Source organism: Mesorhizobium sp. M1403 (genome assembly GCF_040317695.1).
Lineage (GTDB): Bacteria > Pseudomonadota > Alphaproteobacteria > Rhizobiales > Rhizobiaceae > Mesorhizobium.
In genome coordinates this window covers 134,629-159,195 of record NZ_JAMYKY010000001.1, presented here as the reverse complement: position 1 = coordinate 159,195, position 24,567 = coordinate 134,629, and the positions used below count along the sequence as shown (strand labels likewise).

The following is a 24,567-nucleotide window of genomic DNA, read 5'->3' as shown; positions in this document are numbered from 1 at the left end:
CGTTGCGTCGGGACCGCCCGCTTGTGCAATGCCCGCCTGTGCAATGGCGGCGCGAAGGCCGGACGGGTCATGCTGTACGGAAGGCATCGTGCCTATTTTTTGATCGCCTGTCCACAATCGCCCTCGTGACATGCACCGCCATCTTGATGCCCGCCTACATCCAGCTTTACGCTGCCGTGAACGGAGATTGCCATGTTCAAATTTCTCACGCCGAAGTCTATCAAGCCGCCCTTCGCCCGCTACAGCCATGGCGTCGAGCTGCCGCCCGGCAAGCGGCTGGTGCTGTGTTCGGGCCAGGTCGCGATCACAGCGGACGACCAGATCCCCGAGGAGGCCGGCGCACAGGCCGAGCTCTGTTTCCAGAACATAGCGGCGATTCTCGGCGAGGCCGGGCTCGGCCTGTCCGACATCGTCCGCATCAACGCCTACGTCACCGACCGCGCCTTCCTGCGGCCCTATATGGAGGTTCGCGACCGGCTGTTCGCCAGTCCGGCGCCGGCCTCGACGCTGATGATCGTGTCCGGCTTTGCCCGGCCGGAGTTTAAGGTCGAGATCGAGGTCATCGCGGCGGGTTGAGGAGCGCTGGCCAGCGGCTGGAATCGACAGGCCGATGATCTCAAGTTACACGACAAAGGTTGGTGCCGCCCCTCATCAAGCGCGCATCCAGTCTCTTCGAGGTAAAAAATGGCCGGAACAAAAAAACGCGTATGGTGGGGTGACTACCGGACCACCGAATACGCGACCGTCGATCCTGAGGCGACCATTGCCGTTCTGCCGCTGGCGGCGATCGAGCAGCACGGGCCCCATCTGCCGGTTTCGACCGACACCTCGATCATGAACGGCATGCTGGAAACGGTGATCGCGCGCCTGCCCGGCGATCTCGACATCCGCATCCTGCCGGTTCAGGCGGTGGGCAAGTCGAACGAGCATTTGCATGCGCCCGGCACCCTCACTCTGCCGGCGACGACCCTGGTCGAGGCGTGGACCGAACTTGGCCTGTCGGTCGCACGCGCCGGCGTCCGAAAACTGATTGTCGTCAACTCGCATGGCGGCAATGAGGAGATCATGGGCATCGTCACCCGCGAATTGCGCGTGCGGGCAAAGATGCTGGCGGTAAAGACCAGCTGGCAACGGTTTGGCCGGCCGGCCGGCATGTACACCGACCTCGAAGACCGCCACGGCATTCATGGCGGCGACGTCGAGACCTCGCTGATGCTGCACTTCCGGCCCGACCTCGTCGACATGGCCAAGGCCGATAATTTCGTGTCCAAGGTCGCCCGCGCCGAAAAGGAATTTTCGCTGCTGCGCCACACCGGAACACACGCCTTCGCCTGGATCGCCAGCGACCTCAACCCGAATGGCGTGGTCGGCGACGCCAGCATTGCAACCGCCGAAAAAGGCCGGCTCACCGCCGAGCATCAAGCCGACGGCTTCATCAGCTTGCTGAAGGACGTGCGCAAGGCAAAGCTGGCGGATTGGCTGGCGTAACTAGCCCTCGATCCTCAGCGCAAACGGCGTGCCCTCAAACGCTTCGGCGCCGCGCCCGATCGCCTCGATGGCGCGGCTCATGCGGCCGTCGCGCTCGAGCAGTGCGTCGGCAATTGCGATCAGCCGCGGATTGGGTGTCGCCGTGGGCGACAGCGCGCGCAGCGTCTTGGCCAGTTCGGCTTCGTCGCGCTTCGGCGCCAGCGCTGCCGCGATAATGTAGGCCGAGGCGGTCGACCGGCTGATGCCGGCATAGCAATGCACCACCAGCGGCCGCGAGCGATCCCATTGGCGGGCGAAATCGAGCAGGTTCAAGACATGCTCCTCGCCCGGCATGGTCATGCCCTCCTGCGCTACCGCAATGTCGTGCATGACCAGGTGCAGATGGTTTTCCCTGGTGATCGAGGCCGGCCGCATCACCTCCGTGCCGGCAGCGAGCAGCGAAAGCAGCCGCCCGGCCCCGGTCTTCGTCACCGTTTCCTCGACTTTGGACAGCGAGCAGACATGGATCATTGGATCGTTTCTCCCTTGGCATCATCGTCGCGCCGCGAGGCCCAGCCGGCAAGCGCTGATTCGAGCCGCCGCCATTCTTCGTCGGCTCCCGGTAGGCCGGCGCGCAACACATCCGGCCGGTCGGCGAAATGCCGAAGCAGGATGCCGCGCTGGCCGAGCACCGAAAACAGGCGGGCGGCGTTCGCCAGCCTGATATAGCGGAACAGCGCGGTGCCAGCGGCGACAGGCACGCCGAACCGGCCGAACAGCGCATCGAGCCGTGCGGCATCCTCGGCCAATCGGCGCCGCATCCCGGCCTGCCAGCCGGTATCGGCAAGCGCCCTTATGCCATATTCGAGCGCCGGCCCGGAAATCGCCCATGGCCCGAATTGCGCCTGCAGCCGCTCGACCGTCAGCGCGTCGGTCAATGCAAAGCCAAGCCGCAGGCCGGCCAGGCCGAAGAACTTGCCGAACGAGCGCAGCACGACGATGCCGCCCTGGTCGACGTCGCCAGCGAGACTTTCGCTGCGTGGGCCGACATCCATGAAGGCCTCGTCGACGACCAGCAGCCCGCCTCTGGCGCGCAATTTTGCGGCAAGTCGAAGCAATCTTTCGCGCTCGACGACGCGCCCGTCCGGGTTGTTGGGATTGACGACGACGGCAAGGTCGGCCGCCGCCAAGGCTTCGAAATCATCGACTTCAGCCGCCGCATGGCCGGCGATCGCCGCTGCCCGCCGATGCTCGGCATAAGTCGGCCCGAGCACCAGCGCCCTGCCCGGGCTGACCAGCGAAGCGACGCGCGGCAACAGGATCTGCGTGCCGGGCGCCGCTGCGACATTCGCCGCCGATGGAGCGCCATAGGCGCTTGCCGCGACTTCGGCCAATTCGCGGGCACGCGCTGCTTCCGGCAATCGCGACAGGGCGGTGGCGGGCAAATCGAAAAGCGGGTAGGAGTGCGGATTGATCCCGGTCGAGAGGTCGACGAAAGGCAGCGGCGCGTGAGGGAAAAGCGCCCTCGCCCGGCCAAGGCTTCCGCCGTGGTCCACTGCCGCCGTCACTCCATCAAGAGACTTCATGTCGATCCTGATCACTTTCCTGTCGCTGGCCATCGAACTTGTACTCGGCTACCCGGCCCAGCTCTTCGATGCCATTGGCCATCCCGTTACCTGGTTCGGCAGGCTGATATCCTTTCTCGACGGCAGGCTCAACCGCGCCACTGATTCCGACGCCCACCGTCGCCGCTGGGGCGTGCTCGCGCTGCTGGTCATCGTGCTGGTGCCGGCCGCCCTCGCCTTCTGGCTCGAAACCATGCTTTGGAGCATTCCCCTCGGCTTGTTGGTCATCGCAATCCTGGCGACGTCGCTGCTGTCGCAGAAGAGCCTGGCCGAGCATGTCGAAGCGGTGGCCGACGCCCTCGACAGCGGCGGACTGGACATGGGCCGCATTGCCGTCTCGCGGATCGTCGGCCGCGACCCGGAAAAGCTCGACAGGGCCGCTGTCTGCCGCGCCGCGATCGAAAGCCTGGCCGAGAACTTCTCCGACGGCGTCGTCGCGCCGGCGTTCTGGATCGGCGTTGGCGGGCTCGCCGGCGGCGTCGCCTACAAGGCCGCCAACACCGCCGATTCGATGATCGGCCACCGCACCCCGCGCCACGAGGCCTTCGGCTGGGCGGCGGCGCGCTTCGACGATTGGATCAACCTGCCGGCATCACGGCTGACGGCGCTGCTGATCGTGCTTGCCGCTTTCCTGGTCAAGGGCGCCGATGCCAAAGCCGCCTGGCATGCTGTGCGGCGCGATGCGAAAAAACACCGCTCGCCCAATGCCGGCTGGCCGGAAGCAGCGATGGCCGGTGCGCTCGGCCTGGCGCTCGCCGGCCCCCGTTCCTATGACGGCGTCATGGTCGAAGACGCGTTGATAGGCGAAGGCGGCCGCCGCGACGATATCGAGAGCACCGACATCCGACGGGCGCTGAAACTTTACCGGGTCGCCGACTTACTGCTGATCGCGCTGTTCGGGGTGGTCGCAGTGGTTGTTATCTTGGCGTGACCTGCGCCCGAGATCGAGCGGAAACAAAAAACCCGCCAAGCGGCGGGTCGTTGGAGCCAGTTAGCACCATAGCGAGATTAGTACCATAGCTGCCGGCACAAAGCAAGAACAAAATTGCTGTGCCCAAAGAATAATCGCCCCAGCTTTGCGCTTCTCATTCCCTGCCTTTGACGTTCGAGGTTGGCGAAATCCGAAGCGCCATCCAATCTCCCCCCTCGTGGGGGAGATGTCCGGCAGGACAGAGGGGGGCGCGAAGGATCGCCAGCCTCTTGACCGTTCACCTGCTAATGACGGTCTGACGACGTAGTTGTCTCCGACTGACAGGCCGAGGGACAGTGCCCCCCTTTGCCCTGCCGGGCATCTCCCCCACAAGGGGGGAGATCGGCAGCTTCGCCGGCGCCGCCTGCTCCGAAACGCCCTTCCCCGATCGCCAAACCCCTCAGAACTCTATCCCTTGCTGCGCCTTCACGCCGGCGGAGAAGTGGTGCTTGGTCACGCCCATCTCGGTGACCAGATCGGCTGCCTCGACCAATACCGGCTTGGCATTGCGGCCGGTGACGACGACATGCAGGCCCTCGCGACGCGCCTTCAGCGCTGCGACCACCTTTTCGAGGTCGAGATAATCGTAGCGCAACGCGATGTTGAGTTCGTCGAGCACCACGAGGCTGATCGACGGCTCGGCCATCAGCTCGAGCGCCTTGGCCCAGGCGGCCTCAGCGGCCGCGATGTCGCGCTTCAGGTCCTGCGTTTCCCAGGTAAAGCCCTCGCCCATGGCGTGCCAGACGACGCGGTCGCCGAAGCAGGCAAAAGCATCCTTCTCGCCGGTGTGCCATTTGCCTTTGATGAACTGGACGACGCCGACGCGCTTGCCGTAGCCGAGCATTCTGAGCGCCAGCCCGAAGGCGGCCGTGGTCTTGCCCTTGCCCGGACCGGTGTTGACGATCAACAGCCCTTTCTCGACCGTCTTGGCTGCAACCTCGGCGTCCTGCACCGCCTTGCGCTTGGCCATCTTCGCGCGGTGGCGTTCCTCGTCCTTGGGATCGATGTGGTCGGTATCAGCCATGTCATTTCACCCTGAGCGGCAGCCCCGCCACCATCAAAAGCACGGTGTCAGCGACGGCGGCAACGTCCTGGTTCAACCGGCCGGCCGCGTCGCGAAACCGTCTTGCCAGCGCATTCTCCGGCACGATGCCCTGGCCGACCTCGTTGGACACCACGAACCAGGGTCCACGCGGCCGCGACAGCACATCTGCCAGCCTTCGGCATTCGGCCTCGACATCATGTTCGGCCAGCATATGGTTGGTCAGCCACAGCGTCAGGCAATCGATCAGCACCGGCTGGCCGTCAGGCAGCGCCTCGATCGCGCCGGCAAGGTCGAGCGGCGCCTCTATGGTCGTCCAACCGGCTCTGCGGCGCGAGCGGTGCAGCGCGATCCGTTCGCGCATCTCCTCGTCATAGGCTTGCGCCGTCGCGATATAGCTCCACGGCGCCGGACAGGCACTCACCAGCCTCTCGGCATGCGCGCTCTTGCCGGAGCGCGCACCGCCGATGATCAGGGTCAGCGCCCCGGCAGCGCGGTCAGGCAAAGCTGTCGCGCAGGCTGGTCGCCGTGCCGGTGAAGCGGCCGCGCACCACGCCGACGACTGCGCCGAGCACCAGCCAGAACACCAGATTGGTCAGCGTCACCGCCACCACGAACTGATGATGCAGGCCTTCCGGGATTGTCGTCTCGAAGCTGTCGGGCTGCGGCGCGCCGACAATATGCGGCGCCACGATCAACGCCACCGCAAGGACCGCCAGCGGCAGCGATCTGCGGAACGCAAGCAGGCCGAGACCGGCCGCGGTCGCCACCACCGTTGCCCACCACCAGATCTGGCGTTGGACAAGGTCGGCCGCCGGCATCGCTGGCAGTTCCGGCGGCAGGCCGAGGCCGGGCGCCAGCGTGAACACGGCAAAGCCGGCAAGCCCCCAGAACAGCCCCTGGCGCCAATTGCCGATGCCGCCGGCGAATTCCGAAACCGCAACCAGGATCAGTGCGAAGCCGATGCCGGTGACGATATTGGCAACGACGCTGAAGGCAAAGCGTTCGAAACCGTCGGCCGGCGCCCAGCCTTCGTCCTCAGCCGGAGCCATTGCTTCAGCCGGTGCCGGCGCGGCGCTGCTCATAGCCATCGTGCCCGTGGCGGCCGGTGCCGCAGGTGCGGCGGCATGGTCATGGCCGCCGCCGGCCTGTTCGTAGACTTCCGCCTTCAGGATCAGTGGCACCGTGGCATAGGCCTGCATGCAGGCGAGAGCGACGCCGGCCACGAGCCCTGCGATCGCCGCGATGAACACGACGTTGCGAAAAAATGTCATGATGTCAGTCCCTTGTCAGTGGCAGGGAAAGCCCATCGAGTGGCGATAGTCGTGGGCGGCATTGTGGACCGCATCGATGTGCGAGAAGCCGACAAAGCCCATGACGAAAATGCCGAGGAATGCAGCAAGCGCCAGCTGCATGAAACGCGACTGCGAGGAGACGGAAGCGCCGAGCGAGACGGAAGCGGTATTCATGTCTTGTCCTTTCGCCCTCCACCCGAGGGCATAGAAATCAGTTTCCTGTCGCCGGCAGGTCTCCTGGCTCGCGGATCAGCGCCCTTCCCCACCTTCCCGAAGAACATCTTCAGTGGCATATGGAGAGGACTACCGCACACAGTTGCGGGGGCAGCCACGGCATTGGGCAAGAATTTCGCCCGCACCGCATTCCCTCTTGGTTCCAAACGGAACCGACGACATCAGCGACTATAGGCAGAATCGCCGCGCCCGGCAAACCAAATTCCGCCGGATCGTGTGGCGAATGCGCCGCCTCGCCAAGCTCGCCGGCCGGCGCCGCAATTGACAATTCTCACAGCCGGGTGTCGGCTGGCGGATGGGGAGGAAGCCGGCATGCAACCCAGCCCGAATGAGCGCGGTCCCTATAACGGCCTGACGCGGGCCGAGCCGACGCTGCCGTCATCGGCCTATTGGGACATCGCAGGCTATCAGCGCGATCTCGAGGCCATCTGGTATCGCAATTGGCTGCTGGTCTGCCGCGAGGCCGACCTTGCCCATCCGCTGGCTTTCAGGACGTTTCGCATAGGCACGCAGGAGGTCGTCGTGCTGCGCGACGAGACCGGCGAATTGCGCGCCTTTCACAACACCTGCCGGCATCGCGGCTCGCAGCTTTGCCAGCAGAGCGAAGGACGGCTGAAGGCGCGGCTCATCACCTGCCCCTACCACGCCTGGTCCTATTCGCTGCGCGGCGATCTGGTGCGCGTGCCGTCGAAATCGCTGCCGGACGGTTTCGACAAGGCCGATCATCCGCTCTACCGCGTCGCGCTTTCGGTGTGGCGCGGTTTCGTTTTCGTCAACCTCGCGCAAGACGCTGCCGGTTCGGCTGAAACATCCTTCGATCCGGCATCCGGCAACCTCGCCAACTGGCCGCTGGAAACGCTGCTGAGCGGCCATGTGCTGCGCAAGGTTATGAACTGCAACTGGAAGATATTTTGGGAGAACTTCAACGAGTGCCTGCACTGCCCTGGCGTCCACAAGGACCTGTCGCGGCTGGTGCCGATCTATGGCCGCGGCCTGATGGGCCGGCACGACGACCCCGAATGGGCGCGCCACGCCGACAATGACGCGCCGGAATTTGCCGGCGGCTTGCGGGCCGGGGCCGAAACCTGGTCGCGCGACGGGCGCGTCCACGGCTCGGTCTTTTCGAGCCTGACGCCGGCCGAGCGTGCTGCCGGGCAGACCTATGCCACCAACTTGCCGTCGATGTTCGTCGTCGGCCATGTCGACTATGTCAGGACCGTGCGGCTGGTGCCGCTTGGGCCGGAGCAGACCGAACTCACCGCCGAATGGCTTTTTTCGCCCGAAGCGCTCGCCGATCCGGCAGCGGATATCGACAACATCGTCGCCTTCGGCACCCAGGTGCTGGAGGAAGATGCTGATATCTGCGAGGTCAACCAGAAGGGCCTGCGCTCGATGCGCCACAAGGCCGGCGTGCTGATGCCCGAGGAATATGACTTGCACCGCTTCCACAACTGGGTGCTCGAGCGGCATGCGGCGCTTGAACATCAAAGCGATTTGGGCAGATAGCGCCAGGTGACGAAGCCGCAGACCGCCGCCAGCAGGCCGAGCGTCGCGAAAACCGCGCCCAGGCCGCAGAACGCCAGCACCACCGAATAGACCAGCGGCGGCGTCAGGTCGGAAAAGTCGAGATAGGTGCGGTAGACCGCCGCCATCTGCGCCCGCTCATACGAGCGCACCGAGCGCATGAACGCGGTCGAGCCCAGCGCATCGAGCGCGATGGTGAAGAAGGCACCGCAAAGCAGCAACGCGCCGGTGACGAGCGGCGCGGCCTCGCCGACGGCGCCGGCCGCCAGCAGCGTCGCCGACATGGCGAAATAGGCAAACGTCATGGTGCGCCGGCCGCCGAAACGCTTTCCCGCCCTGCCCCAGAAGATGGCCATGAACAAAAGCGCATTGCCGGCCGAAACCAAGAGGCCACCGGCGAGCTCGCCCTCGCCGGTGATCACCATGAACAGCGGCCCATAGACAAAGAACGTCGTCCAGAAGCAGGAACGGCCGAAGGCGATCAGCCAGGCCAGCCTCAGCCTTGGCTGCGCGACGAAGCGGCCGATATTGGCCAGCGGATTGACCGGCCGCGTCTTGCCCGGGCGGATCGACGGGTTGTCGCCAAGCCGGTAGGTCCAGAACAGCGCCAGCAGGGCCATGGCGAAGACGGCCACCGCGCTATGCGCGGCATAGATGCCGAAACGCGTGTAGAGGAAAATGCCGAGCGTCGGCCCGGCGGTCCAGGCAAGCATCGACCACGCCATGCGCAGCGACTCGGCCTGCATGAAATCGGTCTTGCGGATGTGGTCCATGATGTAGAGGTTGAGCGTGATCGCCAGCGCGCTGGCGCCGATGACGCGGCAGAGCATGCCGACCGTTTGGCCAGCAAGCGTATGAGTGACGAAGAACAGCGAGCCGACGGCCAGCAGGCAGGCACCGGCGGTATAGACCCAGCGCCGGGCAAAGCGCCGGATCAACATCGGCATGAACAGCGTCGCCGAGAGGCCGAGCATTGCCACGACCGTGTAGAGGATCGAGACGATCTGCTCGTTGTGCAGGATCTCATAGGCCTGGATCGGGATGACGCTGGAGACGGTGGCGCGCGCGAACGATTCGACCGCATAAAGCGAGGCGAAGGTGCGTGCATCCGCCGGCCGCAAGGCCGCAAGCCAGATAGGATGGCGCACATGGGTAGCCATTGCTTTCCCCGAAGCAGAATCGCCCAAAGCAGGGTTTGGAGCACAAATCTGCCGCGGCGATTCCTGGCCGGGTAACAGGAAACCGACGCCTTCACGGCAAAAAGCGAAGCCGGCCAAAGGCTTTCCGGCTCTGGCCTAAAGCGAGTTCTAATGCTGACCCGCGCCAACGCGACGCGAGGACTGCTTCTTTTGACGGTGGCAACCGTGATAGTCGTCTTGCCGGGGCTGAACCAAGACAGCGAGACCGATGAGCATCGCCACGCCGACCACCGCCGTTCAGGATCAACCGAAGGCGAAGCGCATCGCCGCCATCGACATCGCACGCGGCATCGCTTTGCTTGCCATGGCGAGCTATCATTTCACCTGGGATCTCGAATTTTTCGGCTACACCGATCCCGGCCTCACCGCCTTCGGCTGGTGGAAAATCTACGCGCGCTGCATCGCCTCGAGCTTCCTGTTCCTGGTCGGCGTCAGCCTCTATCTCGCCCATGGCAAGAAAATCCGCTGGACAGGCTTCTGGAAGCGCTTCGCCATGGTTGCCGGGGCGGCTCTCGCAATATCGCTGGTCACCCGAATCGCCACGCCCGACGGCTTCATTTTTTTCGGCATATTGCACGAGATCGCGCTCGCCAGCCTGCTCGGCCTGGCGTTCCTTCGGCTGCCGGCGCTGCTGACACTGCTTGTCGCGGCGTTTGTCATCGCGGCGCCCTTCTACCTCAGATCCGAGGCCTTCGATCATCCGGCTTTGTGGTGGGTCGGTCTATCGGCGACCAATCCGCACTCCAACGACTATGTTCCGCTGCTGCCCTGGTTCGGCGCCGTGCTTGCCGGCATCGCGGTTACCAAACTCGCCGCCACCTCCGGCGTGCTGACCCGGCTGTCGGCCATGACGCCAGGCCGCTGGGCAAACCCGCTGGTCTTCATCGGCCGGCACAGCCTTGCCTTTTATCTGATCCATCAGCCGCTGCTGATCGGCTCGGTCTGGCTGTTTTCGCAATTCATGCCGGCGCGGGTCGAAAGCAGGGAGGTGAACTTTCTGAAATCCTGCCAAATATCCTGCGAGCAGGCGCGCGACACCGAGTTCTGCTCCAGCTATTGTGCCTGCATGCTGGACACTCTCCAGGGCGAAGCCTCGCTTGACCGGCTCTACAGCAACGACCAGTCCCCGGAGTGGAAGGCGCATATTGGCGAGCTCGCCGGCACCTGCACCGCCCAAACCGAGACGGCGGAACCGAGAACGCGCTAATCGAGGGAGCACAACAATGACCGACAGTCACCCGAAACCCGTGCAGCAAAATCCTGGGCAGCCGAAGCTGGGGCACATCCCATGGCCGCCGCTGATCTATGTCGCCGCCATCATCGTCAGCGTCGCGCTAGGGTTTTTCTATCCACTGCCGTGGATCGGCGATCTTCTCGGCGACATCCTGTTCGCCGCCGGCCTTGTGGGGTTGGTGGCGGTCGCCGCGCTCTGGTTCACCGCGATCCGCACCATGATCCGCGCCAAAACGACGCTCAACCCCAACGGCGTGCCGGACCATCTGGTGACCACCGGACCCTTCGCCGTCAGCCGCAACCCGATCTACCTCGCCAACACATTGCTGCTGGTCAGCCTCGCCTTTGTCTCGGGGATCGCCTGGTTCCTGCCGCTCGCGGTCATCGCGGCGTTCCTGACGCAGAAGCTGACGATCGAGAGCGAGGAGAAGGTGCTGACGGCCAAATTCGGCAAGAAGTACCGGGACTACGCCAAAAGGGTGCGGCGCTGGATTTGAGCCGGGGCTGACACCGCGCTTACGTGGTGACGCCGAGTTCAACCAGCCGCTCGACGCAGGATTCCTCGGCCTGGTCGAGCTCGGCCAGGGTCTCCTCGAGGTCGCGGCGTTTCTGGCGAAGATCCTCGCGCTTTTCCTCGATGCGCTTGATCATCAGCTTGAGTTGGCCGACCTCGCCGGGCGGCTCCCTGTACATCTGGATGATTTCGCGGATCTCGTTGATCGAGAAGCCGAGCCTCTTGCCGCGCATGATCTGGCGGATGAGATGCCGGTCCGACGGACGGAACAGCCGGGTGCGGCCGCGCCTTACCGGCTGCACCAGCCCTTCGTCCTCGTAGAAGCGCAACGTCCGCGTCGACACGTCGAATTCGCGGGTCAGCTCCGTGATCGAATAATATTCCCGCATCGCCACTCCAATGCCCCGGCCACGCCGCGAGTTCCAACTGGCCGGCGCCGCCGGCATCCAGGCGCGTACCAGAATCGGCGGACAAGGCACCTTCCAAAGCCTCGCACGGCATTTACGTAAAAGTCAATTGAGGTGCCGTTCAGCCTACGCCGAACCACCATGTGGCAAGCCCGAGAAAGGCAAAGAAACCGACGACATCGGTGACCGTAGTGACGAAAACCGCCGAAGCCACAGCCGGATCGATCTTGAAGCGGTCGAGCAGCAGCGGGATCAGGATGCCCGCCAGAGCCGCCACGAACATGTTGATGATCATCGCCGCCGCGATGATGCCGCCGAGATTGCGATCGTGGAACCAGGCAGCCGCGACGATGCCGATCAGGATGGCGAAGATGATGCCGTTGATGAAGCCCACCCCGATTTCGCGGCGGATGATGCGGCCGGCATTGTAGATATCGAGGTCCCTCGTCGCCAGCGCCCGCACGGTGACGGTCATGGTCTGCGAGCCGGCATTGCCGCCCATGCCGGCGACGATCGGCATCAGCACCGCCAGCGCCACGATATGCTCGATGGTGCGGTCGAACAGGCCGATCACCGAAGCCGCGAGGAAGGCCGTCAAAAGGTTGACCAGCAGCCAGGGCACACGCGAGCGCGAAGTCGAAAGGATGCTGTCCGAGAGTTCTTCGTCGCCGACGCCGCCCATGCGCAGCAGATCTTCCTCGGCCTCCTGCTGGATGACGTCGACGACGTCGTCGATGGTCAGCACGCCGACCAGCCGCTCGTTCTCGTCGACGACGGCAGCGGACAGAAGATCGTATTGTTCGAATTCGCGTGCCGCCTCCTCCTGGTCCATGGTGGCCGGGATGGCATGCCTGGTCTCATGCATGACCTCTTCCACCTTGACCGAGCGCTTGGTGCGCAGGATCTGGTCGAGGTCGATGGCGCCGAGCAGCTTGAAGCTCGGATCGATGACGAAGATCTGGCTGAAACGATCGGGAAGGTTGTTATCCTCGCGCATGTAGTCGATGGTCTGGCCGATCGTCCAGAATGGCGGCACCGCGACGAACTCCGTTTGCATGCGGCGGCCGGCGGTCTCTTCGGGATAGTCGAGCGAGCGCCGCAGCCTGATCCGCTCGGTGAACGGCAGTTGCGACAGGATCTCGTCCTGGTCCTCCTGGTCGAGGTCCTCGAGGATGTAGACGGCATCGTCGGAATCGAGCTCCTGCACCGCCTGGGCGATCTGCGCATTGGGCAGATTGTCGACGATGTCACGGCGGATCGCCTCGTCGACCTCGGTCAGCGCGGAGAAATCGAAATCCTTGCCCAGCAATTCGACCAGGGCGCGGCGCTGTTCCGGGTGCAGGGCCTCGAGCAGGTGGCCGAGTTCCGACTGGTGCAGATCGTCGACTTCGCGCTTCAGCGTCAGCGTATCGCGATCGACGATCGCGGCACCGATCTGAGCCAGAAACGACGACAGGATGACGCCGTCCTCGTCATAGATGTCGGCGCGGCGCTCCTCGGCGGCCCTGGTGCCGGTCATGTGTTCGTCCTGGCCTTCCACCAGCGCCTCCCGCCATCGGATTTCCGGATAAGGTGCCTGTCAGGTCTAGACCATGATCCTGAAAAGTGGAAACCGGTTTTCCGAAAAGATCATGGTCAAACACAAAGATGGAGCGGCGGCGCGATTGGCTTGAGAATCGGCCTCTCCGTGCGCAACGGACGGATATCAGACGACCTTGCGAGCTGCCGGTTGCCCAAGATTGATAATTAAAGATTGATAATTAGAGAATTCTAATTTAGTATCTCTATAATTACCGGTAATAAATGGAGGGTGTTTATGGGGAAGTATCTGTTTACCAGTCTTGCGCTGGTTTGTTCGGGAATACTTTTGAACCCGATTGCCGCCGATGCAAAGGCCTTCAAATCTTTTCAGGGCAAGGAATGCAAGCCTGACTACAAACGGCTTTGCCCAATGACACCGATCGGCAAATGCGACCTTCAGAGCATGATCGAGCAGTTGTCACCCGCCTGCAAGGCTTTCGTCGAGAAGCACCGGTAATCCAGCTCTGCCATCGCCGCCGACCAACCGCCGGGTAGTCCGCGACAACGCCAGGTGTGGTGTGCCCCGGTCGGGGAATCGGTCGCCCAACAACAACAGTCCCGGTGGTCGGGCAGAACGGCATATGCTGCACCGGGAATGAGGCGAGGCCGACGGTGCGACGGCCTCGCTGGATATCGGGCTTAGAGGCCTGCCGATCAGGCAGCGTAGCGTTTGGCCTCAGCCGCGTAGGCGCCAAGGACACCGCTCCAGCCACGCTCCGATTCGAAGGCCTGGCGCGCTGCTTCTGCGGTCTCGCCCATGTTCTCCAGAAGCCGGTGCTCGAGTTCCACCCGCGTCGAATTCTCGCCGAGCGCGACAAAGCGGATGTCGACCTCGGTCAGCAATGCCGGATCGTAGCGCCAGTCGGCCCCGATACGCCAGGCGAGCGTCAGCCTCGACGGCGGATCCCAGGCGAGAACCTCGCCCCAATCGCATTCTGACCCATCCTCGCCGATCTCGTACCAGCGGCCGCCGGCTTTCGGTTCGATCACCGCGGTCGTCAGGGCGGATTTGCCGATCGAGTGCGAAGCCGGCCACCACCGTCCGAACCCTGTCGTGAACACATCGAATGCCTTGTCGAGTGGCACCTCCACGGTCACCGACTTCCTGACCGGTGCGGGCTTGATCATGGTCGTCATTTCCTCTTCTCCTTGCTGTTGTCGACTTCCCGTTTGAAGGCGTCGAGCGCATCGCCCCACATGCGATCGAGCCAGGCGCGCATCTCGCCGAGCCCATGCGGGTCGAGATGATAGATATTGCTGGCGCCCTTGGGCTCGGCACGGACCAGTCGGGCTTCCTTCAGCACTTTGAGGTGCTGCGATACCGCCGGCTGCGAGACCGGAAGCACCCGCGTCAGATCGATGACCGAGCGCGGCCGATCGGCGATGAGCTCGAACACCTTGCGGCGTGTCGGATCGGCCAAGGCCACCATTCCTGCGTAATCATAAACCATGACTTATGATAAGCTAAAACTTATGATAGGTCAACCGAGGGAGTGGCGGGCCTGTGTTTAAGCAACGGGCCGGTTCGGCCCGAGGCTCCGGGGTAATTCCTTCGCGCGGGGCATGGGCAGCAATGCGGATGCAAGATTGCTCAGGGAATCAATCCACCGCATGCGAGCCGGCAGGTATCGACCACCGGGGAAAAGTAAACCTGACGGCAAGGTTTTTACCTTATCGGTGTATATGTCTCTGCGGCGAAACATTAAGAACGGGTAAATTGGCTTGGCCCTAACTACGGAAGCCTCTCGCCACAGGCCCTCAGCCATATGGCAATTGCGCCTCTCCTTGTTTATGGCAATGTACGTGTTAGGTGCATCTGCACTATATCCAGAAGTATTCCGTACATCAGCCCTAATCTATTCTCACAAGTTTCTTATTGGCATGCCGGTCTTGTTTATCGGTGGCGTCTGTTGTGCCGCGCTCATCCATGGCCGACGGCAACCGGTTCGCTACGCCCTGGAATTGGTTCAAGGGCGCTGGCGCGGCTGTCTGTTGGTGCTGCTGTTCTTCTTTGCCAGCTTGACCGCGTTCTCCACCTACAAGATCGCCATCCCGTCCGTCGTCCCATACTATGCCGACCACTGGTTAGCCGACGCTGATGAATGGTTGCACGGGATGCCGCCGTGGGAGATCGCCCATAAGCTCGACAGCAACGGGTGGTCGCTCGTCGTCTTCAACAGCTATGAAGTCATTTGGTTCTACCAGTGGTTCGGCACCATCCTTTTCGTGGCGCTCTGGTCGGACGAGATTGCGCGCATCCGCTATCTCAGCGCGGCAGCGCTGACGTTGTGCATCCTCGGAACTGTCTTGGCTTTGGCGCTGGCATCGGTCGGGCCGGTTTACTACCACCAGTTTGTTGGCGTGGATCGCTTCCACGGATTGAATGCCGCCTTGGACAGACTGGACCATAATTACATGGTGCGGGAACCCGCAGCATATCTCCTGATGGCTTACCGGAGTGGCCGGCCAAGCCTTGGCGGCGGCATCTCGGCCATGCCAAGCATGCATGTCGCCTTTGCCGCACTGAACGCCTATTTGCTGTCCTCGATCAATCTCTGGCTGGGCGCTCTGGGTTGGGCGTTTGCAGCCCTGATCCTGTACGGATCGGTGTACACTGGATGGCACTATGCCCTGGACGGCTACGTATCGATCGCTGCTGTATCTGTGATCTGGCGGGCAACCGGACGCCTGGTGCGCGAATAATTATCCACGCAAACCGCATATATGGCTACGCGCCGATGGCGTTTTCGCATCGGCCAAACTCGCGATCGCAGTCAGGCAAAAAAGCCTCGCGCCTGACAAAGACGCTCTTTGCCGTGCTCGAACTCAACGGGGCGCTTTCGAATTAAATGGTGCGGTCGAGAAGACTCGAACTTCCACGGGTTGCCCCACAGCGACCTCAACGCTGCGCGTCTACCAATTCCGCCACGACCGCACGTGGTAGGAGCCAGAACGAACCGGCCCGCGGCGTGTAGCAAATCGTTTCCGGTGAAACAAGTGCGCGGCCAGCAATAATCGGCCGGATATCGGCTTAACTCTGCAAAGCGCCGAACGTGCCCGGAACTGGACGTTTGTACCGATTGCCGCCATATGAGGGGCGAGACGAGATATCATGACAGAACGCAGCCAGATCGCCACGTCGTTCCTGCCCTCGCCCGGCTCGGCGCCGGTCGAATGGCGCATTGAGCCCGGGCTCACCGCCTATCCCGATGCGCTCGCCGTGATGGAGGCGCGCGCCGAAGCAATCCGCAGCGGCGCGGCTGGCGAGATGGTCTGGCTGGTCGAGCATCCGCCGCTCTATACCGCCGGCACCAGCGCCCGTTTCGAGGACCTGATCGAGCCGGACCGCTTCCCGGTCTTTGCCGCCGGGCGCGGCGGCGAATACACCTATCATGGGCCGGGCCAGCGCGTCGCCTATGTCATGCTCGACCTCAAGCGGCGGCGCGAGGATGTCCGCGCCTTCGTCGCGGCACTCGAACAATGGATCATCGGCACGCTGGCCGCCTTCAACGTACGCGGCGAACGCCGCGAGGACCGCGTCGGCGTCTGGGTGGTGCGGCCGGATCGCCCCGCTTTGCCCGACGGCTCGGTCGCCGAGGACAAGATCGCTGCCATCGGCATCAGGCTGAGGCGCTGGGTGAGCTTTCACGGCATTGCCATCAATGTCGAGCCGGATCTCGGCCATTTCAGCGGCATCGTGCCGTGCGGCGTCCAGGATCACGGCGTCACCAGCCTCATCGATCTCGGCCTTCCCGTAACAATGGCCGATCTCGACCTGGCGCTGAAATCAGCCTTCGAAGATGTCTTCGGCCCGGCAGCGCCTTTGCAGGTCGAGGCGGCCCGCAAAGTCGGCTGACAGAACCTCACTGAAGACCGTAGTCCTACGCTGCGCCCCTCGCCTCCGCGAAGAACGGGTCGTCAGCGTTCGAGCCATGTCTTTCAGCGCATCCTCACATCGCGCCGATCCAGATTGCCATGGAAATGAGGAACGTGCTCATGCACACCAGCGAAACGACATCCTGAACAAGATCGGTCATAACTCTCTCCTGTTGTTAGTATGTTCGTATTTTGTTCTAATTTTGTTCGAATGTCAACGATCGCAATCCCGGCATGGCCGGAATTGCGTGCGGTCAATTTCGGCAGGGTTAAGAAAGGGTTGAGAGGCAGATTGCCCACGGTTTCGGGCCGAGAGCGCGCACGAAAAATAGCGGACGGCGCACGCCAGTTCGCAGGCCGGCATCACCTCGGTCTTAGCACACCCTAAAGCGGGACGACCTTGCCGTCGGCAAGCGTCACGCGGCGATCCATGCGCGAGGCAAGCTCGTGATTATGGGTGGCGATCAGCGCCGCCAGGCCGGATTGCCGGACCAGCGCTGCCAGCGCCTCGAACACATAGGAAGCAGTCACCGGGTCGAGGTTGCCGGTCGGCTCGTCGGCCAAAAGCACCAGCGGCGCATTGGCGACGGCGCGCGCAATGGCGACGCGCTGCTGCTCACCGCCGGAGAGCTCGGAAGGGCGATGATGCGCCCGCTTGCCGATCTGCATGTAGTCGAGCAATTGCGCCGCCCGCTCGGCCGCCTCCTTGCGCGCCAGCCCTTTTATCAGCTGCGGCATCATGATGTTTTCCAGCGCCGAGAATTCCGGCAGCAAGTGATGGAACTGATAGACGAAGCCGACATCGTTGCGGCGGATCGCCGTGCGCTCGTCGTCGGAAAGCCGACCGCAGGCGCGCCCCGCCAGGATCACGTCGCCGGCGTCCGGCCGCTCCAGCAGCCCGGCGGTGTGGAGCAGCGTCGACTTGCCGGTGCCCGACGGCGCCACCAGCGCCACCATCTCGCCACGCTTAAGCGAAAAATCGGCGCCGTTCAGGATGGTCAGCTTGCGCGGCCCCTGCACATAGTGCCGTTCGACGCTCTTCAGCTCGATAATGGCCTCGGCCATCATTCGTACCTCAGCGCTTCGACCGGATCGAGCCTGGCCGCCCGCCACGCCGGAAACAGTGTCGCCAGGAACGACAGCGCCAAAGCCATGAGAACGACCGAGATCGTCTCGCTGGCATCCATGCGGGCCGGCAGCTGGCTTAGGAAATAAAGCTCGGGATTGAACAGCCGCTCGTCGGCCAGCCAGGAGAAGAACTGGCGGATGCGCTCGACGTTGAGGCAGATCAAGATACCGAGCAGCACGCCGGCGATGGTGCCGACAACGCCGATCGCAGCGCCTGTCATCAGGAAGATGCGCAGGATCGCGCCGCGCGTCGCTCCCATGGTGCGCAGGATGGCGATGTCGTGGCCCTTGTCCTTCACCAGCATGATCAGGCCCGAAATGATGTTGAGCGCCGCCACCAGCACGATCAGCGTCAGGATCATGAACATGACGTTGCGCTCGACCTGCAGCGCGTCGAAGAACGTCTTGTTGCGTTGCCGCCAATCGACAAGGCTGATCGGCCGCTGCGCCGCCTCTTCGACCTTCGGCTTCAGCGCGTCGATATTGTCGGGATTGTCGGTGTAGATCTCGATCGTCTGCGCCCGGCCGTCCATGTTGAAATAAAGCTGCGCTTCCGAGAACGGCATGTAAACGATGGAGCTGTCATATTCCGACATGCCGACCTCGAAGATCGCGGTGACCGGATAGCCCTTCATGCGCGGCGTCGTGCCGAGCGGCGTGACGTCGCCCTCGGGCGAGATCAGCGTGATCGTATCGCCAAGCACAAGGCCGAGATTCTCGGCCATGCGGCTGCCGATGGCGACGCCCTCGCCGGTGTCGAAGCCGACGATCGAGCCCTCCTTGATGTTGTTGGCGACGATGGTGATCTTGCCGAGGTCCTCGCCGCGTATGCCGCGCACCAGCGCGCCGGTGCCGCCGCCGACATTGCCTTGCGCCAGCACCTGCCCGTCGATCAGCGGAATGGCGTATTTGACGCCGGGCACGCCGTTGATGCGGCCGGCGACCTGGGCATAGTCCTCCAGCGGCATGTCGAGCGGCTGCACGATCAGGTGCCCGTTGACGCCGAGGATGCGCGTCAGCAGTTCGGCGCGAAAGCCGTTCATGACCGCCATGACGACGATCAGCGTGGCAACGCCCAGCATGATGCCGAGGAAGGAGATCGAGGCGATGACCGAGATCACCGTCTCCTTGCGGCGCGAGCGCAGATAGCGCCACGCAACCATACGCTCAAAGCCGGAAAAGGGTCCTGCCCCCGAAGGTTTGGCTGCTGCCGCTTCGTTCATGCGGCGGCACCGAAACGCTTTTTCACGTCGCCGATCGGCAGCGTCTCGCGCTCGCCGGTCCTGCGGTTCTTGATCTCGACCTCGCCGGCTGCGACGCCGCGCGGCCCCACGATCACCTGCCACGGAAGTCCGATCAGGTCGGCGGTAGCGAACTTGCCTCCCGGCCGCTGGTCGGTGTCATCGTAGAGCACCTCCTTGCCGGCGGCGGCAAAGGCGGCATGCATCTCACCGCAGACGCGGTCGCATTCGGCATCGCCAGCCTTCATGTTGATCAGGCCGATGTCGAACGGCGCCACCGCTTCCGGCCAGATGATGCCGTTATCGTCATGGCTGGCCTCGATAATCGCCGCGACCAGCCGCGACGGACCGATGCCGTAGGAACCGCCAGAGACGAAATGATCCTTGCCGTCCGGCCCGGTCACCTTGGCGCCCATCGGCTTGGAATATTTGTCGCCGAAATGGAAGATATGGCCAACCTCGATGCCGCGCGCCGAGACCTTGTCGGCTTCGGAGAGCTTTTCCCATGCCGCCTCGTCATGCATTTCGTCGGTGGCGGCATAGGGCGTCGTCCATGTCTTGACGATCTCGGCGATCTCGGCGTCATTCGAAAAGTCGGTATTCGCCCCTGGTACATCAAGCGAGAGATAGTCGCGATGGCAAAACACCTGGCTCTCGCCGGTGTCGGCCAGGATGATGAACTCATGGCTGAGGTCGCCGCCGATCGGCCCGGTGTCGGCGCGCATCGGGATCGCCTGCAGCCCCATGCGCGTGAACGTCCTGAGATAGGACACGAACATACGGTTATAAGCGGCCTTGGCGCCTTCATAATCGAGGTCGAAGGAATAGGCGTCCTTCATTAGGAATTCGCGCGAACGCATGACGCCAAAGCGCGGGCGCACCTCGTCGCGAAACTTCCACTGGATATGATAGAGGTTGAGCGGCAGGTCCTTGTAAGACTTGACGTAGGAGCGGAAGATCTCGGTGACCATCTCCTCGTTGGTCGGGCCGTAGAGCATGTCGCGATCTTGCCGGTCCTTGATGCGCAGCATCTCCTTGCCGTAGTCTTCGTAGCGGCCGCTTTCGCGCCACAGCTCGGCCGATTGGATGGTCGGCATCAGGATTTCGAGCGCGCCGGCGCGATTCTGCTCCTCGCGAATGATCCGGCAGACCTTGTCCAGTACCCGCTTGCCGAGCGGCAGCCAGGAGAAGCTGCCTTGCCCCTGCTGGCGGATCATGCCGGCGCGCAGCATCAGCCGATGCGAGACGATCTCGGCCTCGCGCGGATTTTCTTTGAGGATGGGCAGGAAATAGCGCGACAAACGCATGAACTGGTCCGTGAGAGAGGATGGCGGCGCCGGAATCGGCGCAGCGCAGGCTTGCTTGCCCCGGCTTCATAGCCATTTCATGGCGGAATGGAAACCCGGCCCAGGCGCTGCACAGACGCCGCAATTGCCGCACACGGCTTGCTGGGCGTTTCGCAAGCAACGCCTGCCGTACTATTGTGCACTGCAGCACGAGATTGCCTGTTTCCGGGCAAAATTCTTCGTGACATTTTCACCCGCCTTAGGCTAGTGTGCCCCGATAACCGAGAGGGCGGAGAAAAATCTGCCCTCCTACGCGGTCAAAGTCTTGGGAGGATGCGATCTAGGCGCGGTAACTCGCTGCCGCCGGACACCGGAAACAGATCGGACGCGTTTAAATTGCAAGGCCTCGCGCCTTGCATTTTTTTTGTGCAATCATTTGGTTAGCAAGACAGATTGCCAAACTACATGACGTTGCGTCAGCCCAAATCCGGCCCACGGCCTTTACTTGGGTTGACCTTGCTGGCTGAGCTTGATTTCAGGGCGTCGGCATAGGTCTTGGATAGCCGGACATTGGGTAGCCGGCTAATGCGCTGGGCTCTGGTTGAAATCCGGCACGATGTGCGGGATGTCGTCGATGCCGAGACCAAGCCCTCTCGTGATGCCGTAGAAGATGCCCATCAGGACCAGTGTGGCGATCGTCGTGCGCAGTGCGGCGCGCAGCATATGCGGTCCGCGCGGCGCGCTCGGAACCGTACCCAGCGTCACATCCTGGTCCTCGTCCTGCGTCCGCATGCTGAACGGCAAGACGGCGAACAACACCACCCACCATGTGGCGAAGAACAGGGCGATGAAAGAGACCCAGCTCATGCTTGCTCCAGTTCGACCAGCGTGCCGAAAAAGTCCTTGGGGTGCAGAAACAATACCGGTTTGCCATGCGCGCCGGTCTTCGGATTGCCATCGCCCAGCACGCGCGCGCCGCTGGCCTTGAGACGGTCGCGCGCCGCAACAATGTCGTCAACCTCGTAGCAGACATGGTGCATTCCGCCGGACGGATTCTTCTCGAGGAATGCCGCGATCGGCGAGCCTTCGCCGAGCGGCTCCAGCAACTCGATCCTGGTATTGCCGACGTCGACGAACACCACCGTCACGCCATGCTCCGGCAGCGCCTGCGGCGCGGTCACGCGGGCGCCAAGCGTATCCCGATAGGCCGCCGCCGCCGCAGCCAGATCCGGCACGGCAAGCGCGACATGGTTGAGGCGTCCGAGCATTGACTGCGTCCTTAGGGCAGTAAGGCAATAGGGCAGTATGGGAGTAGGGAAAACTACTTTCTCCCCTACTGCCGTACTGCCCTACTCCCCTATTCCCTTACCGCGTGACGAACACCGTCACCAGCGGCTTCTTGCCCCAGGCTTCGTTGGCCGCGCCGCGCACCGCGCGCCGCACCGCCTCCTGGACCAGGTCGAGGTCTTTTCGGCGCTGGCGGGGGATGGAGTCCACGGCGCCGATTGCCGCATCGATCATCAGGTCTTCCAGGCTCTCGCCGCTGCCATCGGCCTCGGCGACGCCGATGGCGACTAGATCGGGATCGCCGGCGAGTTCGTATTTGTCGTCGAGCACGACATTGACGGCGACGTGGCCGGCGAAGGACAGCTTGCGCCGGTCGCGAATGCCCATCGCCTGGTCGGTGCCGACCAGCCTTCCGTCCTTGTAGATGCGGCCGAACGGCACCTGGTCGATGATCGCAGCCGCACCCGGATAGAGCCTGAGCATGTCGCCGTCGCGCACCTGCGCCACCTGGCCGATGCCGGACGTCGACATCAGCGAGCCCTGCGCCACCAGATGCGCCGCCTCGCCATGCACGGGAACGCCGATCTGCGGCCGCACCCATTCATACATCTTGCGCAATTCGCTGCGGCGCGGATGACCGGAGACATGCACCAGCGCATCGCCGTCCTCAATGATCTTGATGCCGAGATCGATCAGGCGGTTCTTGATCTCGAGGATCGCCTTCTCATTGCCGGGAATGGTGCGCGAGGAAAACACCACCGTGTCGCCGGCAGTCAGCGCCACCGACTTCATCTCGTCGCGCGACAGCTTGGCGAGTGCGGCAAGCGGCTCGCCCTGGCTGCCGGTACAGATGATGACGAGGTTTTCGCGCGGGATGAAGCCGTAATCTTCCTCGGCGATGAATTCCGGCAAGCCGTCCATATAGCCGAGTTCATCAGCCACATCGATGACGCGCTTCATCGAGCGGCCAAGCACCAGGCACTGGCGGCCGGCATCCCGCGCTGCCTTGGCGATGGAGACGATGCGCCCGACATTGGAGGAGAAGCTGGTGACGGCGACACGGCCCTTGGCGTTCTGGATGACGCTCTTGATGCCCTCGCCCACCGCCACTTCGGACGGCGATTCCCCTTCCCGCAACGCATTGGTGGAATCGCAGATCAGCGCCAGCACGCCCTTGTCGCCATAGGCGCGGAAGCGTGACTCGTCGGTCATCGGCCCCACCGTCGGCGCCGGATCGATCTTCCAGTCGCCGGTATGGATGACGACGCCGGCCGGAGTGGTGATCGCCAGCGACATCGGCTCGGGAATGGAGTGCGCGACGGGGATGGCCTCGATCTCGAACGGACCGACGGTGAATTTCTCGCCGGCCCGGTAGATCGTCACCGGAATTTTCGGCGCCCCTTGCTCGCCCTGCCGCTTGGCTTCCAGCAGGCCGGCGCTGAACGGCGTCATCCACACCGGCGCCTTGAGCTTCGGCCAGATGTCGTGCAGCGCACCGTAGTGGTCCTCATGCGCATGGGTGATGACGATCCCGCGCAGATTGGCGACATTCTCCTCGATGAAGCGCGTGTCGGGCAGCACCAGGTCGACGCCGGGCAGGGTTGCATCGGGAAAGGTGACGCCGACATCGACGACGATCCATTCGCGCGCATTGGCCGGGCCATAGCCGTAGAGGGCGAAGTTCATGCCGATCTCACCGACACCGCCGAGCGGCACGAAGACAAGTTCGGCGTTTTCCGCTTTCGCCATGATCTTTCCTTCCTTGCCCGTCAAACTCTTGGGCCGGTCAAATTCAAGCTGGTCAAATACAGGCCAGTCAAACGTATTGGCCAGTCAACCGCCGGCCGAGGCAACCGCGCCGAAATGCACGTCGCCGGCGGCGATCGTCAGAACCGAACCTTCATCGTCGCGGATCACGAAACGGCAGTCCTCGTCAATGGTCTCGAAGGTGCCGCGCACCACATTACCGTCAATTCTGACAGCAACCTGCCCGCCAAGCCCCGCCGCACGCGCCAGCCACCGCTGCCTGACGGCGGCAAGCCCACGCCCTTCGTTCCACAGCCGGGCATTCTCGCTCCATGCATCCGACAGCGCCAGAAACAGCGTCTCGGCATCGCAAGCAGACCCCAGCGCGTTGAGCGACGTCGCTGGATAGGGCAAATCCCTGGGATAAGCCACCACATTGACGCCGATGCCGACAGCCACTGCGGAACGGCCCCCCTCCAGCATCGCCGATTCCAGTAGGATGCCGGCGAGCTTGGCGCCCGAGGCAAGCACATCGTTCGGCCATTTCAGCTCGAAACGGTTCTTGCCTTGGCTCGCACCATCGAGGCCGATCGCGATCCTGCCCTTCGGCACGACAGCGTCGAGCGCGTCGGCCAGCGCCAGTCCGGCAACGAAGCCGAGCGTCGCGGCAAGCCGAAGCTCGGTGTTGGTGATCACCAGCAGCGTCGCTGCCAGATTGCCTTCGGGCGTCGCCCAGGCGCGGCCACGGCGGCCACGCCCGGCTTCCTGCTTTTTTGAGACGACCCAGAGCTTGCCCGGATCGCCGGCCCGCGCGTGCTCCAGCGCCAGCGCATTGGTGGAGCCGACCGTGTCGTGCGCCTCGAGCCGGAACCCTTCCGAAGCCGCGGTTGGAGCCAGCCTGAATGTCATTCC

At 63.4% G+C, this 24,567-nt stretch carries 27 protein-coding genes, 1 tRNA gene and 1 riboswitch; of the genes, 9 read left to right on the top strand and 19 right to left on the bottom strand.

The window, feature by feature from the left end; genetic code table 11:
• The first annotated feature begins 192 nt into the window (after positions 1-192).
• Entirely contained in the window at positions 193-576 is a 384-nt protein-coding gene (locus tag NKH01_RS00845; RefSeq protein WP_352640494.1) for a RidA family protein, read from the top strand.
• A 108-nt stretch (positions 577-684) separates the two neighbouring features.
• On the top strand, positions 685-1,488 hold the full coding sequence (locus NKH01_RS00840; protein WP_023719903.1) for a creatininase family protein: 804 nt from the start codon (positions 685-687) through the stop codon (positions 1,486-1,488).
• On the opposite strand, the gene NKH01_RS00835 is transcribed toward NKH01_RS00840, so the two are convergent.
• Both NKH01_RS00835 and cobD read right to left on the bottom strand, forming a co-directional pair.
• Positions 1,489-1,998 carry a tyrosine phosphatase family protein gene (locus tag NKH01_RS00835; protein ID WP_023719902.1) on the bottom strand — a complete coding sequence of 170 codons (510 nt, stop codon included), beginning with the start codon at positions 1,996-1,998 and terminating at the stop codon, positions 1,489-1,491.
• Positions 1,995-3,053 carry a threonine-phosphate decarboxylase CobD gene (cobD, locus tag NKH01_RS00830; RefSeq protein WP_352844392.1) on the bottom strand — a complete coding sequence of 353 codons (1,059 nt, stop codon included), beginning with the start codon at positions 3,051-3,053 and terminating at the stop codon, positions 1,995-1,997. Before cobD ends, NKH01_RS00835 begins: the two co-directional genes overlap by 4 nt.
• On the opposite strand from cobD, the gene cbiB reads away from it, so the two are divergent.
• The gene (cbiB, locus tag NKH01_RS00825) at positions 3,052-4,023 is read left to right on the top strand and encodes an adenosylcobinamide-phosphate synthase CbiB (protein WP_353018504.1); all 972 of its coding nucleotides are present in this window, start codon (positions 3,052-3,054) and stop codon (positions 4,021-4,023) included. The two genes, cobD and cbiB, sit on opposite strands and share 2 nt — an antisense overlap.
• 439 nt (positions 4,024-4,462) lie before the next feature.
• Here cbiB and cobO read toward each other — a convergent pair whose 3' ends face one another.
• Genes cobO through NKH01_RS00805 form a run of 4 tightly spaced genes read right to left on the bottom strand, consistent with a single transcriptional unit; the run spans position 4,463 to position 6,573 of the window.
• Positions 4,463-5,086, bottom strand: a complete 624-nt coding sequence (gene cobO / locus NKH01_RS00820) for a cob(I)yrinic acid a,c-diamide adenosyltransferase (protein ID WP_352483070.1) — start codon at positions 5,084-5,086, stop codon at positions 4,463-4,465.
• 1 nt (position 5,087) lies between these two features.
• Positions 5,088-5,609 carry a bifunctional adenosylcobinamide kinase/adenosylcobinamide-phosphate guanylyltransferase gene (gene cobU, locus NKH01_RS00815; RefSeq protein WP_353018502.1) on the bottom strand — a complete coding sequence of 174 codons (522 nt, stop codon included), beginning with the start codon at positions 5,607-5,609 and terminating at the stop codon, positions 5,088-5,090.
• Complete coding sequence (locus NKH01_RS00810) at positions 5,602-6,378, bottom strand: CbtA family protein (RefSeq protein WP_353018500.1); 777 nt, start codon at positions 6,376-6,378, stop codon at positions 5,602-5,604. The genes cobU and NKH01_RS00810 overlap by 8 nt, the downstream gene beginning before the upstream one ends.
• 15 nt (positions 6,379-6,393) lie before the next feature.
• The gene (locus tag NKH01_RS00805) at positions 6,394-6,573 is read right to left on the bottom strand and encodes a CbtB domain-containing protein (protein WP_023720718.1); all 180 of its coding nucleotides are present in this window, start codon (positions 6,571-6,573) and stop codon (positions 6,394-6,396) included.
• Between the two features lie 36 nt (positions 6,574-6,609).
• Positions 6,610-6,805, bottom strand: a riboswitch (cobalamin riboswitch).
• Between the two features lie 140 nt (positions 6,806-6,945).
• Here NKH01_RS00805 and NKH01_RS00800 point away from each other — a divergent pair.
• Complete coding sequence (locus NKH01_RS00800) at positions 6,946-8,139, top strand: aromatic ring-hydroxylating oxygenase subunit alpha (RefSeq protein ID WP_353018498.1); 1,194 nt, start codon at positions 6,946-6,948, stop codon at positions 8,137-8,139.
• On the opposite strand, the gene NKH01_RS00795 is transcribed toward NKH01_RS00800, so the two are convergent.
• Positions 8,118-9,317 carry an MFS transporter gene (locus tag NKH01_RS00795; protein WP_353018496.1) on the bottom strand — a complete coding sequence of 400 codons (1,200 nt, stop codon included), beginning with the start codon at positions 9,315-9,317 and terminating at the stop codon, positions 8,118-8,120. The genes NKH01_RS00800 and NKH01_RS00795 overlap by 22 nt on opposite strands.
• Before the next feature lie 247 nt (positions 9,318-9,564).
• On the opposite strand from NKH01_RS00795, the gene NKH01_RS00790 reads away from it, so the two are divergent.
• Both NKH01_RS00790 and NKH01_RS00785 read left to right on the top strand, forming a co-directional pair.
• Entirely contained in the window at positions 9,565-10,563 is a 999-nt protein-coding gene (locus NKH01_RS00790; protein WP_352844408.1) for a heparan-alpha-glucosaminide N-acetyltransferase, read from the top strand.
• A 16-nt stretch (positions 10,564-10,579) separates the two neighbouring features.
• The gene (locus NKH01_RS00785; protein ID WP_352483066.1) at positions 10,580-11,086 is read left to right on the top strand and encodes a methyltransferase family protein; all 507 of its coding nucleotides are present in this window, start codon (positions 10,580-10,582) and stop codon (positions 11,084-11,086) included.
• Between the two features lie 19 nt (positions 11,087-11,105).
• Here the strand turns inward: NKH01_RS00785 and NKH01_RS00780 are convergent, their stop codons facing one another.
• Both NKH01_RS00780 and mgtE read right to left on the bottom strand, forming a co-directional pair.
• Positions 11,106-11,492 carry a MerR family transcriptional regulator gene (locus tag NKH01_RS00780; protein WP_023676566.1) on the bottom strand — a complete coding sequence of 129 codons (387 nt, stop codon included), beginning with the start codon at positions 11,490-11,492 and terminating at the stop codon, positions 11,106-11,108.
• Positions 11,493-11,631: 139 nt separating this feature from the next.
• On the bottom strand, positions 11,632-13,029 hold the full coding sequence (gene mgtE, locus NKH01_RS00775) for a magnesium transporter (RefSeq protein WP_353018494.1): 1,398 nt from the start codon (positions 13,027-13,029) through the stop codon (positions 11,632-11,634).
• A 297-nt stretch (positions 13,030-13,326) separates the two neighbouring features.
• Between mgtE and NKH01_RS00770 the strand changes: the two genes are divergently transcribed.
• Positions 13,327-13,548 (top strand): hypothetical protein, encoded by a 222-nt coding sequence (locus tag NKH01_RS00770; RefSeq protein ID WP_352814643.1) that lies wholly within the window; start codon positions 13,327-13,329, stop codon positions 13,546-13,548.
• A gap of 197 nt (positions 13,549-13,745) precedes the next feature.
• Here NKH01_RS00770 and NKH01_RS00765 read toward each other — a convergent pair whose 3' ends face one another.
• Entirely contained in the window at positions 13,746-14,228 is a 483-nt protein-coding gene (locus NKH01_RS00765) for an SRPBCC family protein (RefSeq protein WP_031194498.1), read from the bottom strand.
• Complete coding sequence (locus tag NKH01_RS00760) at positions 14,225-14,542, bottom strand: ArsR/SmtB family transcription factor (RefSeq protein ID WP_023720727.1); 318 nt, start codon at positions 14,540-14,542, stop codon at positions 14,225-14,227. Before NKH01_RS00760 ends, NKH01_RS00765 begins: the two co-directional genes overlap by 4 nt.
• 430 nt (positions 14,543-14,972) lie before the next feature.
• On the opposite strand from NKH01_RS00760, the gene NKH01_RS00755 reads away from it, so the two are divergent.
• The gene (locus NKH01_RS00755; RefSeq protein WP_353018491.1) at positions 14,973-15,794 is read left to right on the top strand and encodes a phosphatase PAP2 family protein; all 822 of its coding nucleotides are present in this window, start codon (positions 14,973-14,975) and stop codon (positions 15,792-15,794) included.
• Between the two features lie 147 nt (positions 15,795-15,941).
• Here NKH01_RS00755 and NKH01_RS00750 read toward each other — a convergent pair.
• A tRNA-Leu gene (locus tag NKH01_RS00750) sits at positions 15,942-16,026 on the bottom strand.
• 177 nt (positions 16,027-16,203) lie between these two features.
• Here NKH01_RS00750 and lipB point away from each other — a divergent pair.
• Positions 16,204-16,947, top strand: coding sequence for a lipoyl(octanoyl) transferase LipB (gene lipB / locus NKH01_RS00745; RefSeq protein WP_352483062.1), 744 nt, complete (start codon positions 16,204-16,206; stop codon positions 16,945-16,947).
• A 404-nt stretch (positions 16,948-17,351) separates the two neighbouring features.
• Here the strand turns inward: lipB and NKH01_RS00740 are convergent, their stop codons facing one another.
• The 7 genes from NKH01_RS00740 to NKH01_RS00710 form a co-directional block, all read right to left on the bottom strand.
• Complete coding sequence (locus NKH01_RS00740) at positions 17,352-18,035, bottom strand: ABC transporter ATP-binding protein (protein ID WP_352908289.1); 684 nt, start codon at positions 18,033-18,035, stop codon at positions 17,352-17,354.
• A complete protein-coding gene (locus NKH01_RS00735; protein ID WP_352483059.1) occupies positions 18,032-19,318 on the bottom strand; it encodes a lipoprotein-releasing ABC transporter permease subunit in 1,287 nt (428 codons plus the stop codon). Before NKH01_RS00735 ends, NKH01_RS00740 begins: the two co-directional genes overlap by 4 nt.
• Positions 19,315-20,643 (bottom strand): proline--tRNA ligase, encoded by a 1,329-nt coding sequence (gene proS, locus NKH01_RS00730; RefSeq protein WP_352483058.1) that lies wholly within the window; start codon positions 20,641-20,643, stop codon positions 19,315-19,317. Before proS ends, NKH01_RS00735 begins: the two co-directional genes overlap by 4 nt.
• A gap of 561 nt (positions 20,644-21,204) precedes the next feature.
• Positions 21,205-21,489, bottom strand: coding sequence for a DUF1467 family protein (locus tag NKH01_RS00725; RefSeq protein ID WP_352590101.1), 285 nt, complete (start codon positions 21,487-21,489; stop codon positions 21,205-21,207).
• Positions 21,486-21,890, bottom strand: a complete 405-nt coding sequence (mce, locus tag NKH01_RS00720; RefSeq protein ID WP_352483057.1) for a methylmalonyl-CoA epimerase — start codon at positions 21,888-21,890, stop codon at positions 21,486-21,488. The genes NKH01_RS00725 and mce overlap by 4 nt, the downstream gene beginning before the upstream one ends.
• A gap of 97 nt (positions 21,891-21,987) precedes the next feature.
• The gene (locus NKH01_RS00715) at positions 21,988-23,658 is read right to left on the bottom strand and encodes a ribonuclease J (RefSeq protein ID WP_023720735.1); all 1,671 of its coding nucleotides are present in this window, start codon (positions 23,656-23,658) and stop codon (positions 21,988-21,990) included.
• A gap of 84 nt (positions 23,659-23,742) precedes the next feature.
• Positions 23,743-24,564 carry a biotin--[acetyl-CoA-carboxylase] ligase gene (locus tag NKH01_RS00710; RefSeq protein WP_023720736.1) on the bottom strand — a complete coding sequence of 274 codons (822 nt, stop codon included), beginning with the start codon at positions 24,562-24,564 and terminating at the stop codon, positions 23,743-23,745.
• Positions 24,565-24,567 lie beyond the last annotated feature (3 nt).

Excerpts from the sequence above, each read along its gene's own strand:
- NKH01_RS00845 (WP_352640494.1), top strand. The coding sequence starts at position 193 with ATGTTCAAATTTCTCACGCCGAAGTCTATCAAGCCGCCCTTCGCCCGC.
- NKH01_RS00840 (WP_023719903.1), top strand. The coding sequence starts at position 685 with ATGGCCGGAACAAAAAAACGCGTATGGTGGGGTGACTACCGGACCACC.
- NKH01_RS00835 (WP_023719902.1), bottom strand. The coding sequence starts at position 1,998 with ATGATCCATGTCTGCTCGCTGTCCAAAGTCGAGGAAACGGTGACGAAG.
- cbiB (WP_353018504.1), top strand. The coding sequence starts at position 3,052 with ATGTCGATCCTGATCACTTTCCTGTCGCTGGCCATCGAACTTGTACTC.
- cobD (WP_352844392.1), bottom strand. The coding sequence starts at position 3,053 with ATGAAGTCTCTTGATGGAGTGACGGCGGCAGTGGACCACGGCGGAAGC.
- cobO (WP_352483070.1), bottom strand. The coding sequence starts at position 5,086 with ATGGCTGATACCGACCACATCGATCCCAAGGACGAGGAACGCCACCGC.
- NKH01_RS00810 (WP_353018500.1), bottom strand. The coding sequence starts at position 6,378 with ATGACATTTTTTCGCAACGTCGTGTTCATCGCGGCGATCGCAGGGCTC.
- NKH01_RS00805 (WP_023720718.1), bottom strand. The coding sequence starts at position 6,573 with ATGAATACCGCTTCCGTCTCGCTCGGCGCTTCCGTCTCCTCGCAGTCG.
- NKH01_RS00800 (WP_353018498.1), top strand. The coding sequence starts at position 6,946 with ATGCAACCCAGCCCGAATGAGCGCGGTCCCTATAACGGCCTGACGCGG.
- NKH01_RS00795 (WP_353018496.1), bottom strand. The coding sequence starts at position 9,317 with ATGGCTACCCATGTGCGCCATCCTATCTGGCTTGCGGCCTTGCGGCCG.
- NKH01_RS00790 (WP_352844408.1), top strand. The coding sequence starts at position 9,565 with ATGAGCATCGCCACGCCGACCACCGCCGTTCAGGATCAACCGAAGGCG.
- NKH01_RS00785 (WP_352483066.1), top strand. The coding sequence starts at position 10,580 with ATGACCGACAGTCACCCGAAACCCGTGCAGCAAAATCCTGGGCAGCCG.
- NKH01_RS00780 (WP_023676566.1), bottom strand. The coding sequence starts at position 11,492 with ATGCGGGAATATTATTCGATCACGGAGCTGACCCGCGAATTCGACGTG.
- mgtE (WP_353018494.1), bottom strand. The coding sequence starts at position 13,029 with ATGACCGGCACCAGGGCCGCCGAGGAGCGCCGCGCCGACATCTATGAC.
- NKH01_RS00770 (WP_352814643.1), top strand. The coding sequence starts at position 13,327 with ATGGGGAAGTATCTGTTTACCAGTCTTGCGCTGGTTTGTTCGGGAATA.
- NKH01_RS00765 (WP_031194498.1), bottom strand. The coding sequence starts at position 14,228 with ATGACGACCATGATCAAGCCCGCACCGGTCAGGAAGTCGGTGACCGTG.
- NKH01_RS00760 (WP_023720727.1), bottom strand. The coding sequence starts at position 14,542 with ATGGTTTATGATTACGCAGGAATGGTGGCCTTGGCCGATCCGACACGC.
- NKH01_RS00755 (WP_353018491.1), top strand. The coding sequence starts at position 14,973 with ATGCCGGTCTTGTTTATCGGTGGCGTCTGTTGTGCCGCGCTCATCCAT.
- lipB (WP_352483062.1), top strand. The coding sequence starts at position 16,204 with ATGACAGAACGCAGCCAGATCGCCACGTCGTTCCTGCCCTCGCCCGGC.
- NKH01_RS00740 (WP_352908289.1), bottom strand. The coding sequence starts at position 18,035 with ATGATGGCCGAGGCCATTATCGAGCTGAAGAGCGTCGAACGGCACTAT.
- NKH01_RS00735 (WP_352483059.1), bottom strand. The coding sequence starts at position 19,318 with ATGAACGAAGCGGCAGCAGCCAAACCTTCGGGGGCAGGACCCTTTTCC.
- proS (WP_352483058.1), bottom strand. The coding sequence starts at position 20,643 with ATGCGTTTGTCGCGCTATTTCCTGCCCATCCTCAAAGAAAATCCGCGC.
- NKH01_RS00725 (WP_352590101.1), bottom strand. The coding sequence starts at position 21,489 with ATGAGCTGGGTCTCTTTCATCGCCCTGTTCTTCGCCACATGGTGGGTG.
- mce (WP_352483057.1), bottom strand. The coding sequence starts at position 21,890 with ATGCTCGGACGCCTCAACCATGTCGCGCTTGCCGTGCCGGATCTGGCT.
- NKH01_RS00715 (WP_023720735.1), bottom strand. The coding sequence starts at position 23,658 with ATGGCGAAAGCGGAAAACGCCGAACTTGTCTTCGTGCCGCTCGGCGGT.
- NKH01_RS00710 (WP_023720736.1), bottom strand. The coding sequence starts at position 24,564 with ATGACATTCAGGCTGGCTCCAACCGCGGCTTCGGAAGGGTTCCGGCTC.